The following is a 15,655-nucleotide window of genomic DNA, read 5'->3' on the forward strand; positions in this document are numbered from 1 at the left end:
GCCGCCACTCCGTTTCAGGCCAGCGAAGACATGCTGCAAGGCGTTCAAGCCGATCTGCGCCGCTCGCTGCGCGGCGAGGTCCGCTTCGACGCCGGGTCGAAGGCGCTCTACGCTTCGGATGCTTCGAACTATCGGCAAATTCCGCTCGGCGTGGTTGTTCCCGCCGACGTGGAAGACCTTGTCGCCGCAGTGGCGGTTTGCAAGCACCATGACGTTCCGTTCCTGACGCGTGGCGGCGGCACGTCGCAAAACGGCCAGTGCGTGAACGTGGCGGTGGTGGCGGACGCCAGCAAATACGTCAACCGGGTCGTTGCCGTGGATCCGGTCGCCAGAACGGCGATCGTGGAGCCCGGCGTGATCTGCGACTCGCTTCGCGATGCTGCCGAGGAGCACGGCTTGACGTTCGCGCCGGACCCGGCGACGCATAGCCGCTGCACGCTCGGCGGCATGATTGCGAATAACTCATGCGGCGCGCACTCGGTCATGGCGGGCAAGACGGCGGAGAACGTGGAGGCCCTGGAGGTCCTGACGTACGACGGCGCGCGCTTCTGGGTCGGGCCGACGAGCGAAAGCGAACTGGACGCGATCATCGCCGGGGGCGGCCGTCGCGGCGAAATCTATCGGCGCCTGCGCGCATTGCGCGACCGCTACGCAAACTATATTCGCAACGAATTCCCGCAAATCAAGCGCCGCGTGTCGGGCTTCAATCTGGACCAGTTACTGCCTGAGAACGGCTTCAACGTTGCGCGTGCGCTCGTGGGAACCGAAGGCACGTGCGCGATCACGCTGCAAGCGAAGGTTCGGCTCGTGCATAGCCCGGCATGCCGCGTGCTGCTGTTGCTCGGCTTCAAGGACATCTACGTCGCGGCCGATGCCGTGCCGCACTTCAGGCGCTTCAATCCGATCGCCATCGAAGGGCTCGATCGCGGCATCGTGCGCGGCCTGCAGGCGCGCGGCCTCAAGAGCGAGGAAATCGCGCTGCTGCCGCCCGGCGACGCGTGGGTCGTGCTCGAGTTCGGAGCCGACTCGATGGAGGACGCGACGCGTCAGGCAAAAGCCGCGGAGCGCTATTTCCTGGCGGGCGAGGCGGGCCCGGACGTGAGTGGCTATGTCGCTGCGGAGAAGGCGCAGCAGCAGAGGATCTGGTCGATTCGCGAAACGGGTGCTTCTGCCGTTTCGCTCTCGATCGATCCCAGCAAGCCCGATCCGATGGTGGGCTGGGAAGATGCCGCCGTCGATCCGGAGCGGCTTGGCGACTACCTGCGCAACTTCCAGGCGCTGGTGGATCGCTACGGGTATGAAACCTGCCTGTACGGCCATTTTGGCGACGGCTGCGTGCACGCGCGCATCACCTTCGATATCCGCACGGCCGAAGGCGTCGTCAAATGGAGAGGATTCCTTCGCGAAGCCGCGCAGCTGGTCGTGGATTTCGGCGGCTCGCTCTCGGGCGAACATGGCGACGGCCAGGCCAAGGCAGAGTTCCTGCCGATCATGTATGGTCCCGAGATCATGCAGGCGATGGAGGAGTTCAAGGCGATCTGGGACCCTGCGAATCGCCTGAACCCCGGCAAGGTCGTCAACGCCTGGCGTGCCGATGAGAACCTGCGCATGGGGCCGTCGTACAAGCCCGTCACGCTGACGACGAAGCTGACCTTCGAAAGCCCGGAAGGCGACGGCATGCAGCGTGCGGTCGAGCGTTGCATCGGCATGGGCAAGTGCCGCTCGCTCGATGGCGGCATCATGTGCCCGAGCTTTCGCGCCACCCGGGAAGAGCGCTTCTCGACGCGCGGCCGCGCGCATCTCTTCTGGGAAATGCTCCAGGGAGAGGTGATTACGGACGGCTGGAACAGCAAGGAAGTCAAAGCTGCACTCGACGCATGCCTCGCCTGCAAGGGGTGCAAGTCCGATTGCCCCACGCATACCGACATGGCTTCGTACAAGGCAGAGTTCCTGTCGCACTACTATGAAAATAATCGCCGGCCGAGGCAAGCGATGTTCATGGGGCGCATCGGACAATGGGCGCCCTGGGCGAGCCGTCTCCCGCGCCTTGCAAACTTCGCGATGTCTGCGCCGCCGCTGGCCCGCCTCGGCAAATGGATCGCGGGCGTGGCAGCGGAGCGCGCGCTTCCCGCTTTCGCGCCGAAGTCGTTCAGGGCGCTGAGCGACAGGAAGCGCACGGCATCCGGCGCCGGTTCGAATGGGGCTCGCCAGAAGGTGATCCTTTGGGTCGACACCTTCAACGATCATTTCTCGCCGCAGGTCGCGGCGGCTGCGATGGAGGTGCTCGAGCGCGTCGGCTATGAGGTCGTGCTGCCCCGCAAGCGGCTTTGCTGTGGCCGGCCGCTCTACGATTACGGCCTGCTGGATGAGGCGCGCGCGCTGCTGACCGGCATTGTCGAAGAGCTCGCAGACGAAATCCGCAGTGGTGTGTCCGTGATCGGGCTCGAACCGGGTTGCCTGTCGGTGTTCAAGGACGAGTTGCTGAAGCAGCTCCCGACCAACGAGATTGCGCGGCGGCTCTCGGAGCAAAGCTTCCTGTTCTCCGATTTCGTCGCAAAGGCGCCATTCGAATGGCCGTCGCTCGACGCCGATGTGATGGTGCATGGGCATTGTCATCAAAAGTCGCTGTTCGGCATGAAGGGCGAAACCGCCTTGTTGAACAAACTGGGGGTGCGCTGGACGCTTCTCGACACCGGCTGTTGCGGCATGGCCGGCTCGTTCGGCTTCAACGCCGACCACTACGCGCTGTCGATGAAGATCGGCGAGGACAAGCTCTTGCCGCTCGTGCGGCAGGCGCCACGCGAGACCCTGGTCGTGACGAATGGCTTCAGTTGCCGCGAGCAGATCGCGCAAGGCGCCGGACGGCACACGCTGCATATCGCAGAACTGGCGTTGCGATCGCTCGCTGGAGCGCAGCAGGGGCTGCACGCGCGCGTGCCTGAGCAGGCACCTGAGCAGGCACCCGAGCGCGTCGAGGCAACGGCTTGAAGCGATTTGAGCGTTATCGAATTTTCCGGGCATCCGGTCCCGTCATCGATTTTCCGAATTGGAATTATCTAGAGGTCTTAGCATGAAAGCATCGAACCTTCTCAAGGATCTAGGCATTGCACATCTGGTGGAAACGGGCGATATCGCCGTTCACTCGCCGATCGACGGGGCATTGATCGGCCGCGTCCCGAGCGAGCCGGTCGCGAACGTGGACGCCTTGCTCGACAAGGCACAGGCCGCGTTCAAAACGTGGCGCAACGTACCGGCGCCGCGCCGCGGCGAACTCGTGCGCATTCTCGGCAACAAGCTGCGCGAGAAGAAACAGGCGCTTGGCGGCATGATCACGCTCGAAACCGGGAAGATCCTTCAGGAAGGCCTGGGCGAAGTCCAGGAAATGATCGACATCTGCGATTTCGCGGTGGGTCTCTCGCGGCAGCTTTACGGCCTGACCATCGCTTCGGAGCGTCCCGGCCATCGCATGGCGGAAACGTGGCATCCGATGGGTGTTTGCACGGTCATCTCCGCATTCAATTTCCCGGCGGCCGTGTGGTCGTGGAATGCCGCACTCGCGCTCATTTGCGGCAATACGGTGATCTGGAAGCCTTCCGAAAAGACGCCGCTCACCGCGCTCGCGCTCGAGCGCATTCTCCAGGAAGCCCTCGAAGAGTTCGGCGACGCGCCCGAGGGGCTGACGATTCTGATCAACGGTCGACGCGAAGTTGGTGAAAAGCTCGTGGCCGATCCGCGCTCGAACATCGTCAGCGCGACCGGCAGCACCGAAATGGGCCGTGCCGTCGGCATCGAAGTGGCGCGCCGCTTCGGCCGCTCGATTCTCGAACTCGGCGGCAACAACGCCGGTATCGTTTCGAATACGGCGAACCTCGAACTGGCGCTGCGCGGCATTCTCTTTTCGGCGGTCGGTACCGCGGGCCAGCGCTGCACGACGCTGCGCCGGCTGTTCGTGCATGAGAGCGTCTACGACAAGGCGGTTGAGCGCCTCAAGACGCTTTACGGCAAGGTGGCCATTGGCAATCCGCTGGAGCAGGGCACGCTGATGGGCCCGCTCATCGACGAGCAGTCATTCGGCCGCATGCAGGCGGCGCTCGCGCAGGCCAGGGCGGAAGGCGGCAAGGTGCACGGCGGCGAGCGCCACGTCGTGAACGGCAACGAGCAGGGCTTCTACGTGCGTCCCGCGATTGTCGAGATGCCGTCGCAAACGGAGATCGTGCTGACGGAAACTTTTGCGCCGATCCTCTACGTGCTCAAGTACAGCGATTTCGACGCGGCCATCGAGGCCAACAACGCTGCGCATCATGGTCTCTCGTCGTGCGTGTTTACGACGGACATGCGCGAAAGCGAGCGTTTCCTCTCGGCCAGCGGCAGCGATTGCGGTATTGCGAACGTGAACATCGGGCCGAGTGGCGCCGAGATCGGCGGTGCATTCGGCGGCGAAAAGGAAACGGGCGGCGGGCGTGAATCGGGCTCCGATGCGTGGAAGGGCTACATGCGCCGAGCGACCAATACCGTGAACTACTCGTCGGCGTTGCCGCTCGCGCAAGGCATCGATTTCAACATCGACTGGAACCGCTTTTAACCGGTGGTTACGCCGTCCGGCTGCTTTCGCTGGACGGCGGAGTGCCGCCGCTCCCATTCATTCACCGCTTCTTCACCTTTCCCGAACGACGCCATGTACGAGTTCACTTCTCCGTTCCAGCAGCCCTCCGGCTCGCCGATTCGCGAGCTCTTCAAATACCTCGGCGAGCCGGGCATGATTTCGTTCGCGGGCGGCTACCCGGCCAGCGATTTGTTCGATGTGGAAGGCTTGCGGCTCGCGGCGCAGCGCGCTTACGCCCCGGCGGTTCAGTGCCTCCAATACGGGCCTACCGACGGGCTGCCGGCGCTCAAGCGTGAAATCGGGGCGCTGATGGGCCGGCGCGGCGCAGTATGCGAAGCCGACGAAGTGATGGCGACCACCGGCTCGCAACAGGGGCTCGATTTGCTGCTGCGCGTGCTGGTCGAACCCGGCGACGTGGTGCTCACCGAAGAGCCTGCGTATCCCGCGACCTTGCAGGCGTTCCGGTTGCAGCGCGCGAAGATCGTGACGGTTCCGATCGATGCGCAGGGGATACAGGTGGAGAAGCTCGCGGCGCTGCTGGAGTCGGGCGCGTGCGGCAAGCCGAAGCTGCTGTACACGGTGCCGACCTTTGCGAACCCCACCGGCGCGACACTGTCGGCCGAACGGCGGCGCGCGTTGCTCGCGCTGGCGGTCAAGTACCGCTTCGTGGTGGTCGAGGACGATCCCTATGGCGATCTGCGCTTTGCCGGCGCGCCGCTGCGTTCGCTGCTCGCCGAAGCGGAGCACATCGACGGCGCGCGCGAGTGGGTCGTGCATTTCGCGAGCCTCTCCAAGATCGTCGCGCCGGGCTTGCGCGTGGGCTGGATGGTGGGCCCGCGAGAAATCGTGAGGCGTTGCGTGATTGCCAAACAGACGGTCGATCTTTGCAGCTCACCCTGGACTCAGGCGGTGGCGGCCGAATACCTCGCGGCCGGCGCGCTCGAACCTCATCTGCCGAAAATAACGGCGGCATACGGCGTGAAATGCCGCGAATTGTGCGCGGCGCTGCGCGAGGAACTCGGCGACGCCATCGAGTTTCAACAACCCGAGGGCGGCATGTTCGTGTGGGCCCGCTTGCCGGGCATTGACGCATCGGACCTGCTGGAGCAGGCGATTGCGCAGAAGGTTATTTTCGTACCCGGCAAGGCCTTCTTTGCCGATGCGGCGGATCGCGTCTCGTTGCGGCTTTCGTTTGCCGCGCCAGGCATGGAGGCGATCAGGGAAGGCGCGCGTCGAATGAAGCGGGCTCATGACGCGGTGCAGAGAGCAAGAAGGCCGTCATAGCGGGTTCTAGCGCATTCGCATAATGTCGTTAGCAGACAGCTTGGTGTCGCACGGCGATAAGGTGTTGTCATATTTCCGTCATATTTTCGTGTGCACGCGCACTCGTCCAGCGCGGAGCCGTCATACTCACGGAGAGAGACTATGCAACGCCGCAAGTTTCTGAACACCATTGCCGTCGCCACCGCGGCTGGTGCGCTTGGCACCCGGGCAGGCGCGGCTGAAGCCGGGAAGCCGACGGCCGACGCGCTAGATCCGGCCCGCTGGTCGCCGCTGAACGCGGCGCGCCTGCAGTCGGTGCTCGACCAGCACGGCGTGAGAAGCAGGCGATACAACCCGAATCGTCGTCCATACGCGGTGTTCGATTGGGACAATACGTGCATCATGAACGACTGCGAAGAAGCGTTGCTGATGTATCAGATCAATCATCTGCAGTACAAATTGACGCCGGATGAATTCGTCCAGGTGATGTGGAAGGACGTGCCGAAGGGTCCGTTCATGAAGGACTATACGACGGTGGACGGCAAGCCGGTGACGATGGAGGACCTCGCCGCCGACGTCGAATCCGATTACCGCTGGCTGCATGCGAACTATAAGGGCCTCGCGGGCGACCAGAGCCTCGAAGCGATCCAGGAAACCGATCAGTTCAAGGATTTCCGCGCGAAGCTGTACTTCATGTACGACGCGATCTGCGATACGCATCCGCTCGAAGTCGGCTACAAGTGGATCATCTACTTCTACAGGAACATGACGCCTGCCGAGGTGCAGGCGATGGCGGCCGCGTCGAACGATCACGGGATCGGCGACGCGCTGCGCAAGGTTGCGTATGAAAGCCCGAAGACGCTGCCCGGCAAGGCCGGTGTCGTGTCGGACAAGCATTTTCACGGCCTGCGCATTCATGAGGAAATTCGTGCGGTGATGCATACCCTGCGCGCGAACGGAATAGACGTGTATGTGAGCACCGCTTCGCTCGACGACATCGTGCGCGTATTCGCCGGTCATCCGAACTACGGTTACGGCGTGCCGCCGGAGAATGTGATCGGCATGCGTCTGGAGATGCAGGACGGCAAATACACGAGCGATTACAAGCGCGGCTGGTACTTCAACTACGGTCCGGGCAAAACCGCGGGCATTCGCGGCGAACTGCAGTCGAAGAAGGGCTATGGCCCGCTGCTCGTATTCGGCGACAGCGACGGCGACGCGTGGATGCTGCGCGACTTCAAGGACACCGCGGTCGGCGTGATCGTGAACCGGATGAAGAAGGGCGAGATTGGCGCGGACAGCAAGCTCGCGGCCGAGCAGATCGGCAACCCCGACGCGCGCTTCATTTTGCAGGGCCGCGACGAGCGCACCGGGCTGATGATTCCGGATGAGAAGTCGGTGAAGTACGGGAAGACGGAACGGAAGCTGCTGGCGTGATGCATGGCAGTCTGCCCCGGTTATGAAGAGGGGCAGACTGCCGCGATACGGCGTTCGAGGTCGACTACGCGCTCAATCAACGCGCGCGCGGTTGAATCAGCGGGGGGCTTGAGCGTCCGTGAGCAAGCGTGATCGGCGGGGCGCCTCGGACGGCCGCGTCGATGCGCAGGCCGTCGACATCGGATTCATCGCGTCGTCCGGCCGAACAGGCGTGGATCCAGTGTAAAGGGTTCGGTGCTGATGACCTTGACGCTTTCCATTTCCGGATGCATCGGGTTCAGCAGCAGATTGAAATCGCTTGGACAAACGACCGACGGCACTCGCATCCCCAGTTGCTCGCCCGCTTCGAGCCATTGCCGGCCCAGCGCTCTTGTTTGCGCGGGTTCGTGCGTCAGGTCCGCCCAGCCTTCTGGCAGCCGGGGCACGAACGCGTTGGCGTAGACCGGGTCCGGCACCTCCAGCGTCACCAGGAAATACCCGCTGGCCGGCAACAAGCCCGCCATGTGCACCAGCGCCTCGAGCAGTGCGGTCGAGGCATGGCAGCAGGTGTAGAGCACCCGCATGCCTCGCGGGTTCCAGCGGCCGCCGGCGAGCGCCGCGCCATTGCCGCTCAGGTCGTCGGCACGGTAATAGCCGCGCCTTTCCTTCGCGAGGCGGTAAAGCCTCATGCAGACACGCCGTGGATGACGCGTAGCAGAATTTCGCGCACGCGGTCGTAGCCGGGCTGCGAGTCGAGTACTTCGAGCGGGCAGAGCCCGCCCAGTTCGGCGTTCGATCGCTGCATCCACTCGGCGGCCAGCGCCGCATCCTCAAACACTTCCATCGCGAGTTGACGCACGTACAGCACGCGTGCGACGCGATCCGACTCGGCGGGCGACAGGCGCTCCTCGCGCGCCATTTTGCGCAGGATTGTCGAACTCGGCAGATTGAGATGCGCGAGCAGCGTCTGGACCGGCACGTGCAGCAGGTTCTTCGCCACGCGCTCGATGATGGCCGCTTCCATCCCTTCGCGGATCTGCCGGCGCTGCTCGAGCGGATCGAATCGGACGAGGAACGTTTCGATATCGTCATGGCGGGCGCCGGCGCGGCCCGAGGCGACCAGCGACTTGCGGGCATGGGTCGCAGCCGGGCGTGCGGCCGGCCGCGTGGCCGCCGGGCGGCCAGAGGGTTGATTCAGGGCCATAAGGTGGTTCTCCCAAATGGGAACGTTGTTGCTACCATTTTAGAATTCTCTTGAACGGAGGTCAAGGAACTCTCATTTGAGAAGCCGCTGTGCCGGCTGTGCCGGCTGTGCCGGCTGTGAGCGGCGCGGGCGTCCACGGCCTCCAGTGACGCGCCACCGCTGCGTTGCACAAAAATTGACATCGGCGCCGCTACGGGGTTTCCCTTATGCAAAAAAGTATCGGTCTGGCGTCTTATTTTTAGTAGCCGATCGGCATGGGGCCGGGTAATTTTCAGGCATGGCGGTCGCTCGTCGATTTCCTGAGCCACACAACAAAGAACGGATCGCCGCAGGAGGAAGACACATGCTATCCAGGCAGGATGCGATGACACACCGGGATGCGGGCCACGCGCGGATCGACCAGCCCAGGATGGGCCAGCCCGACCTGGAACTGGTCGCGGTTCCGGCCGCCGAGTCGTTCAAGGTTTGGGCGCATGGCTATCCCTGGCGCACGGTGCGCTGGCATTTCCATCCCGAGTACGAGATCCACCTCGTCACGGCTACGACGGGCAAGTACTTCGTCGGCGATCACATCGGCAACTTCGCGCCGGGCAACCTCGTGATGGTCGGACCGAACCTGCCGCATAACTGGGTCAGCAGCGTGCCGCAAGGCGAGTGCGTCGACGAACGTTGCCTCGTCCTGCAGTTCGATACAGCGTTCGTGACGCGCACCTTCGATGCGTTTCCGGAATTCCGGCGCGTGGAGCCGCTGCTCGACGCATCGCGCGGCGGCCTGCTGTTTGCGCCGGAGACCGGGGCCGCCGTCGAGCCGATCCTGCGCGAGATGGTTGGCGCGCAAGGGCTGCGCCGCGTCATGCTGTTCATTGCGCTGTTCGAACAGCTGCTGCGCAGTGCCGAGCCGCAAAAGCTCGCAAGCGCCGCGTATCGCGCCGATCCGGCGCGCTATGCCGGTTCGCGCATCAATCACGTCCTGACGTTCATCGGCAAGAACCTCTCGCAGGAACTGCGCGAGACCGATCTGGCCGCGCTCGCGGGGCAGAGTGTCAGCGCTTTCTCGCGCTATTTCCGCCGGCACACCGGCGTGCCGTTCGTGCAGTACGTGAACCAGTTGCGCATCGATCTCGCGTGCCAGCTGCTGCTGTCCGACGAGTTGAGCATCACCGATATCTGCTATCGGGTCGGCTTCAACAATCTCTCGAATTTCAACCGGCAGTTTTTGCTGATCAAAGGGATGTCGCCGTCGCGCTGGCGCTCGTGGCAGCGCCTGAACGTCGCCAGCGTGGCGAGCGTCGCCAGCGCCGCCTGATGACCGGCTGCATGCGCGCGGCGCCGTGACGGCGCAGGTTTCGTGCAGGTTTGGCGTCTCATTCGCACCGTCCCGCCGGGCCCGCGCGCCCGGCGTGGAAAAGCTTTACCGGTGGTCCACCGGCGCTGCGCCGGCATATGTCAAATCATGGAGACAAGCAATGACCCGACTCTCGACCCATCTGATCGGCGCCGCACTGTCTGGCCTGGCGCTGACCAGTGCGACCGCGTCCTTCGCCGCGCCCAGCGGCACGGTGGCGTTCCTGATGCCCGACCACGCGTCGACGCGCTACGAGCAGCATGATTTCCCCGGCTTCAAGGCGGAAATGGCGAAGCTCTGCGCCGGCTGCAAGGTGCTGTACCAGAACGCGAATGCCGATGCCTCGACCCAGCAGCAACAGTTCAATTCGGTGATCGCGCAGGGCGCGAAGGTGATCGTGCTCGATCCGGTCGACTCGACGGCGGCGGCTTCGCTGGTGCATATGGCGCAAAGCCAGGGGATCAAGGTGATTGCCTACGATCGGCCGGTGCCGTCTACGCCCGCGGACTATTACGTCTCGTTCGACAACGAGGAGATCGGCAAATCGATTGCGCAATCGCTCGTGCAGCACCTGAAAGACGCGGGCGTGGCGGGCGGCAAGGGCGGCGTGCTCGAAGTCAACGGCTCGCCCACCGATGCGGCGGCGGGCCTGATCAGGAAGGGCATACACGAAGGGCTGGAAGGCGGCGGCTACAAGACGCTGTCCGAATACGACACGCCGGAATGGGCGCCGCCCAAGGCCCAGCAATGGGTGAGCGGGCAGATCACGCGTTTCGGCTCGCAGATCGTCGGCGTGGTCGCCGCCAACGACGGCACGGCGGGCGGCACCATCGCCGCGTTCAAGGCGGCCGGCGTCAATCCGGTGCCGCCCGTGACCGGCAATGACGCGACGCTTGCGGGCCTGCAGCTGATCGTGGCGGGTGACCAGTACAACACGATCCTCAAGCCGAGCGAGATCGTCGCGGCTGCCGCGGCCAAGGTCGCCGTGGGCTTCCTTTCTGGCGAGAAGCCCAAGGGCGAAACGACGCTCTTCAACACGCCGTCGCAGCTCTTCAAGCCGGCCGTCATCACCGCGAAGAACCTCAAGGCCGAGGTGGTCGACAAGGGCTTCACGAGCGCGAAGGAGCTGTGCGCCGGGCGCTACGCAGACGGCTGCAAGAAGCTTGGCATCGCGAATTGATTAGCGATGCAGATCGATGGGGGCGCGGCGGCAGCCGTCCCCCGGGCTTTACAGAGAGCAGGCAAGTTCATGACTGAGTCCATGATCGAGAATTCCGGTGCCGCGCAGGGCGAACTCGTGCTGAGTCTGCGCGGCATCTCGAAGCACTTCGGCGCGGTCTCCGCGCTCACGGACATCGAACTCGACGTCCACGCAGGCGAAGTGGTGGCCCTCGTGGGCGACAACGGCGCCGGCAAATCGACGCTCGTGAAGGTGCTGGCCGGCGTCCATCAACCGAGCGCGGGCACGATCACGTTCCGCGGCCAGCCGGTCACGCTGACCGATCCGGCCACGGCGCTCGACCTCGGCATTGCGACGGTCTTTCAGGACCTCGCGCTGTGCGAGAACCTCGACGTCGTCGCCAATATTTTTCTTGGCCGCGAGTTGAGTCCGATGCGCCTCGACGAAGTGCAGATGGAAGTGCGCGCGTGGACGCTGCTCAACGAGCTGTCGGCGCGCATTCCCGATGTGCGCGACGTGGTGGCCTCGCTCTCCGGCGGCCAGCGCCAGACGGTGGCGATCGCGCGTTCGCTGTTGCTGGACCCGAAGCTGATCATGCTCGACGAGCCCACGGCGGCGCTCGGCGTGGCCCAGACGGCCGAGGTGCTGAACCTGATCGAGCGCGTGCGCGAGCGCGGCCACGCGGTCATCATGATCAGCCACAACATGGAGGACGTGCGCGCCGTGGCGGACCGCATCGTCGTATTGCGGCTCGGCCGCAACAACGGCGTGTTCTATCCCGATTCCTCGAATGCGGAGCTGGTCGCCGCCATTACGGGCGCCACCGAAAACGCGGTGTCGCGCCGCGCCGGACGGCGGGCAGCCGAGCAGAACGCCAGGCACGACGCGCAATGAAAGGAACGATCATGAGCAAGGAAACACAGGGCGCCACGCCGCCCCCGCTGCTCGACCGCAGCGATGTGCGTGTCAAGCATGCGAGCGGCGTGGGAGAAAGCCTCTGCGCTTTCGTCGACCGGATCCGCTCGGGCGACCTCGGGTCGCTGCCGGTCATCGTCGGCCTCATCATCATCTGGACGGTGTTCACGAGCCTGAACCCGGTTTTTCTGTCCGCCAACAACCTCGTGAATCTGCTGTTCGATTGCTCCACGGTCGGCGTCATTTCGCTTGGCATTGTCTGTGTGCTGCTGGTCGGCGAAATCGATCTTTCGGTGGGGTCGATGAGCGGTTTCGCTTCGGCGCTGCTGGGACTGTTGTGGGTGAACGAGGGCTGGCCGGTGTGGCTGACCATTGCCGCCGCGATCGTCGTCGGCGGCGTGATCGGCGCGCTCTACGCGCTGCTGCTGAACCGCCTGGGCATGCCGAGTTTCGTGTCGACGCTTGCCGGGCTGCTGGCGATACTCGGCATGCAACTCTACGTGCTCGGCTCGGATGGCTCGATCAACTTGCCATACGGCTCGACCATGGTGAATTTCGGGCAACTGATGATCATCCCTGCCGTTGTCTCGCACGGGCTGGCGTTGCTGCCGGGGCTTGCGATGGTGGTGCTCGGACTGCGCACGCGTGAACGCCGCCGCGCGGCCCGTCTCTCGGCTCCGTCGGTGAGCGGTCTGCTCGTGCGTGCGGCGCTCATGACGCTGTTTCTCGAACTCGTGGTGACCTATCTCGACCAGGGACGCGGCGTGCCGCTGATGTTCGGCGTGTTTCTCGGGCTCGCCGTCGCGATGAATTACGCGCTCACGCGCACGCGCTGGGGGCGCTCGATGAACGCCGTGGGCGGCAATCGCGAAGCCGCGCGGCGCGCCGGCATCAATGTGCGGCGCATCTATACGAGCGCCTTCGTGCTGTGCGCGGCGCTGGCGGCGCTGGGCGGCGTGCTCACGGCGGCGCGCCTTGCCTCGGCGAGCCAGCAGGCCGGCACCGGCGACGTCAACCTCAACGCCATCGCGGCGGCCGTGATCGGCGGCACCAGCCTGTTCGGCGGGCGCGGCAGCGCCTGGTCCGCGGTGCTCGGGATCATCGTGATCCAGTCGATCGCAAGCGGTCTCACGCTCCTAAATCTGTCTTCGTCGCTGCGTTTCATGATCACCGGCGCGGTGCTCGCCATTGCGGTGATCGTCGATTCGCTGGCGCGCCGCTCGCGTGTCACGCACGGCCGCGCGTAATCCCATGCATCCTGGAGAGTCGTTCATGTCTGAATCCATGAAGGGGAAAGTGGCCGCCATTACCGGAGCGGCGTCGGGTATCGGCTTCGAGTGCGCCCGCGCACTGGTCGGGGAGGGCGCAAAGGTCGTGTTGATCGACCGCGCGAAGGACCGGCTGGATGCCTGCTGTGCGGAGCTGGGGCCGAATGCGCTGCCCTTGCAGGTGGATCTGCTGCAGGGCGCCGAGGTGTCGGGCATGCTGCCGAAGATCCTTCAGCTAGGCGGCGGACTCGACATCTTTCACGCGAACGCGGGCGCCTATATCGGCGGCGAGGTGGTGAGCGGCAACCCCGACGAATGGGACCGCATGCTGAACCTGAACATCAACGCGGCGTTTCGCAGCGTTCACGCGGTGCTGCCGCACATGGTCGCCCAGCGCTCGGGCGACATCCTGTTCACGAGCTCGATCGCGGGCATCGTGCCGGTCGTGTGGGAGCCGATCTATACGGCGTCCAAATTCGCCGTGCAGGCCTTCGTGCACACCACGCGCCGCCAGGTCGCCAAATATGGCGTGCGGGTGGGGGCGGTCGCGCCCGGCCCGGTCGTCACGGCGCTGCTCGACGACTGGCCGAAGGCCAAGATGGAGGAAGCCCTGGCAGCCGGCAGTCTGATGCAGCCGAAGGAGGTCGCCGATGCGGTCGTCTTCATGCTGACGCGGCCGCGCAACGTGACCATTCGCGATCTCGTGATCCTGCCCAACAGCGTGGATCTCTGAGCGGCCCCGCTCATAGCATCGCTTCCTCACCTCATCGGACAGACCCACTGCAATGACCTCAGCGAACCTGGAGAGTGCGGCGTCGGGCGCTGCGCGCGGCGCGCGCTACGTGATCGGCGTGGACGTGGGCACGGGCAGCGCGCGCGCCGGCGTTTTCGATGCGAACGGCGTCATGGCGGCGTCGGCGAAGCACGACATCAGCGTGTTTCATTCGAGCGGCTCGATCGTCGAGCAGTCGAGCACGCAGATCTGGCGCGCCGTCTGCAGCGCCGTGCGCGATGCGCTGGCGGCGGCTGCGCTCGCGCCCGACGCCATCGCCGGCATCAGCTTCGATGCGACCTGCTCGCTGGTCGTGCTGGGCGAAGGCGGGCGGCCGTTGCCCGTCGGGCCCACGGAAGACGTCGAGCGCGACATCATCGTGTGGATGGACCATCGCGCCGTCGATCAGGCGCAGCGCATCAACGCGACGCGCCACGAGGTGCTGCGCTTCGTCGGCGGCACGATCTCGCCGGAAATGGAGACCCCGAAGCTGCTGTGGCTGCTGGAGCATCGCCCGCACGTGTTCGAGGCCGCGTGGCAGTTCTTCGACCTGACCGATTTCCTCACGTGGCGCGCGAGTGGCGATCTGGCGCGCTCCACCTGCACCGTGACCTGCAAATGGACCTATCTCGCGCACGAGCGGCGCTGGGACGAGAGCTACTTTCGCACGGTGGGGCTGGGCGCGCTCGCCGACGAGGGCTTCGCGCGCATCGGACAGCGCGTGGTCGAACCGGGGACATCGCTCGGGCGCGGGTTGACGCCGCAAGCCGCAGCCGAGCTCGGTCTGCTGGCGGGGACGCCGGTGGCCGCCGGCGTGATCGATGCGCACGCGGGCGGCATCGGCACGGTGGGCGCCGATGGCGCGCCCGAGGCCTGTCTTGCCTACGTGTTCGGTACCTCGTCGTGCACGATGACCACCACGCGCGAGCCGGTCTTCGTGCCCGGCGTGTGGGGGCCGTATTTTTCGGCGATGGTGCCGCAGACCTGGCTGAACGAAGGCGGGCAATCGGTCACAGGCGCGGCGATCGAGCGGCTCATCGGCATGCACCCGTTGGCGCCCGAGATGCAGGCTCGCGCGGCACAGGCCGGCCAGTCGCTGCCCGCCATGCTCGCGGGGCTGGCGGTGCAGGCGTCCGACTTGCTTTCGGGGGCGGTGAGGCTGGCACGGGACCTCCATGTGGTGCCCGAATTCCTCGGCAATCGCGCGCCGTTCGCCGACCCGCACGCGAGGGCGGTCATCGCGGGCCTGGGCATGGAGACGGACCTCGAGAGTCTCGTCGCGCTTTATGTGGCGGGTGTCTGCAGCATTGGTTACGGCCTGCGCCAGATCATCGAAGCCCAGGCGGCGGCGGGCGCGCCGGTCGAGCGCATTGTGATCAGCGGCGGCGCGGGGCGGCTGGGGCTGGTGCGCCAGTTGCTGGCCGACGCGACGGCCACGCCGGTGCTCGTGACCGAGGCGGAGGAACCCGTGCTGCTGGGTGCCGCGATGCTGGGCGCGGTGGCGGCCGGCCTGTTCGACGACCTGCAACAGGCGATGTCGCGCATGTCGCGGATCGGCACGATCCATTCGCCCGCGACCGGCGAGATTGCCGCGCTGCACGACGCTCGATATGCGGCGTTCAGGCAGTTGCAGGACCTCGCGAGGGCCATTCGCCAGACGCCGGCCTGATTGCTTCATAGGCGCTGCAA

General features: G+C 65.2%; 12 protein-coding genes. 10 read left to right on the plus strand and 2 right to left on the minus strand.

The window, feature by feature from the left end:
• Window positions 1-30: 30 nt before the first annotated feature.
• From PWP93_RS23910 to PWP93_RS23925, 4 genes are all read left to right on the plus strand, one after another.
• Window positions 31-2,988, plus strand: a complete 2,958-nt coding sequence (locus PWP93_RS23910; RefSeq protein WP_421046978.1) for an FAD-binding and (Fe-S)-binding domain-containing protein — start codon at window positions 31-33, stop codon at window positions 2,986-2,988.
• A gap of 82 nt (window positions 2,989-3,070) precedes the next feature.
• Window positions 3,071-4,582 (plus strand): aldehyde dehydrogenase family protein, encoded by a 1,512-nt coding sequence (locus PWP93_RS23915; protein ID WP_421046289.1) that lies wholly within the window; start codon window positions 3,071-3,073, stop codon window positions 4,580-4,582.
• Window positions 4,583-4,675: 93 nt separating this feature from the next.
• Window positions 4,676-5,887 (plus strand): PLP-dependent aminotransferase family protein, encoded by a 1,212-nt coding sequence (locus tag PWP93_RS23920; protein WP_421046290.1) that lies wholly within the window; start codon window positions 4,676-4,678, stop codon window positions 5,885-5,887.
• A 141-nt stretch (window positions 5,888-6,028) separates the two neighbouring features.
• Window positions 6,029-7,303, plus strand: coding sequence for a haloacid dehalogenase-like hydrolase (locus PWP93_RS23925; RefSeq protein WP_421046291.1), 1,275 nt, complete (start codon window positions 6,029-6,031; stop codon window positions 7,301-7,303).
• Between the two features lie 185 nt (window positions 7,304-7,488).
• On the opposite strand, the gene PWP93_RS23930 is transcribed toward PWP93_RS23925, so the two are convergent.
• The gene (locus tag PWP93_RS23930) at window positions 7,489-7,971 is read right to left on the minus strand and encodes an RES family NAD+ phosphorylase (RefSeq protein WP_421027514.1); all 483 of its coding nucleotides are present in this window, start codon (window positions 7,969-7,971) and stop codon (window positions 7,489-7,491) included.
• Window positions 7,968-8,486, minus strand: coding sequence for a type II toxin-antitoxin system Xre/ParS family antitoxin (gene parS, locus PWP93_RS23935; RefSeq protein WP_421027515.1), 519 nt, complete (start codon window positions 8,484-8,486; stop codon window positions 7,968-7,970). Before parS ends, PWP93_RS23930 begins: the two co-directional genes overlap by 4 nt.
• A 409-nt stretch (window positions 8,487-8,895) precedes the next feature.
• Here parS and PWP93_RS23940 point away from each other — a divergent pair, with 409 nt between their 5' ends.
• The 6 genes from PWP93_RS23940 (at window position 8,896) to PWP93_RS23965 (ending at window position 15,635) form a co-directional block, all read left to right on the plus strand.
• Window positions 8,896-9,792: an AraC family transcriptional regulator gene (locus tag PWP93_RS23940; protein WP_421028017.1), complete on the plus strand. Its 897-nt coding sequence runs from the start codon at window positions 8,896-8,898 to the stop codon at window positions 9,790-9,792.
• Between the two features lie 160 nt (window positions 9,793-9,952).
• Complete coding sequence (locus tag PWP93_RS23945) at window positions 9,953-11,011, plus strand: sugar ABC transporter substrate-binding protein (protein WP_421046292.1); 1,059 nt, start codon at window positions 9,953-9,955, stop codon at window positions 11,009-11,011.
• Window positions 11,012-11,080: 69 nt separating this feature from the next.
• Complete coding sequence (locus tag PWP93_RS23950) at window positions 11,081-11,905, plus strand: ATP-binding cassette domain-containing protein (RefSeq protein ID WP_421046293.1); 825 nt, start codon at window positions 11,081-11,083, stop codon at window positions 11,903-11,905.
• 11 nt (window positions 11,906-11,916) lie between these two features.
• Window positions 11,917-13,173, plus strand: coding sequence for a sugar ABC transporter permease (locus tag PWP93_RS23955; protein ID WP_421046294.1), 1,257 nt, complete (start codon window positions 11,917-11,919; stop codon window positions 13,171-13,173).
• A gap of 25 nt (window positions 13,174-13,198) precedes the next feature.
• On the plus strand, window positions 13,199-13,927 hold the full coding sequence (locus PWP93_RS23960; RefSeq protein WP_421046295.1) for an SDR family oxidoreductase: 729 nt from the start codon (window positions 13,199-13,201) through the stop codon (window positions 13,925-13,927).
• A 52-nt stretch (window positions 13,928-13,979) separates the two neighbouring features.
• The gene (locus PWP93_RS23965; protein ID WP_421046296.1) at window positions 13,980-15,635 is read left to right on the plus strand and encodes an FGGY-family carbohydrate kinase; all 1,656 of its coding nucleotides are present in this window, start codon (window positions 13,980-13,982) and stop codon (window positions 15,633-15,635) included.
• The last annotated feature ends 20 nt before the right edge of the window (window positions 15,636-15,655 follow it).

It is taken from the genome of Paraburkholderia sp. A1RI-2L (assembly GCF_048957375.1).
In the GTDB taxonomy this organism is placed as follows: Bacteria; Pseudomonadota; Gammaproteobacteria; order Burkholderiales; family Burkholderiaceae; genus Paraburkholderia.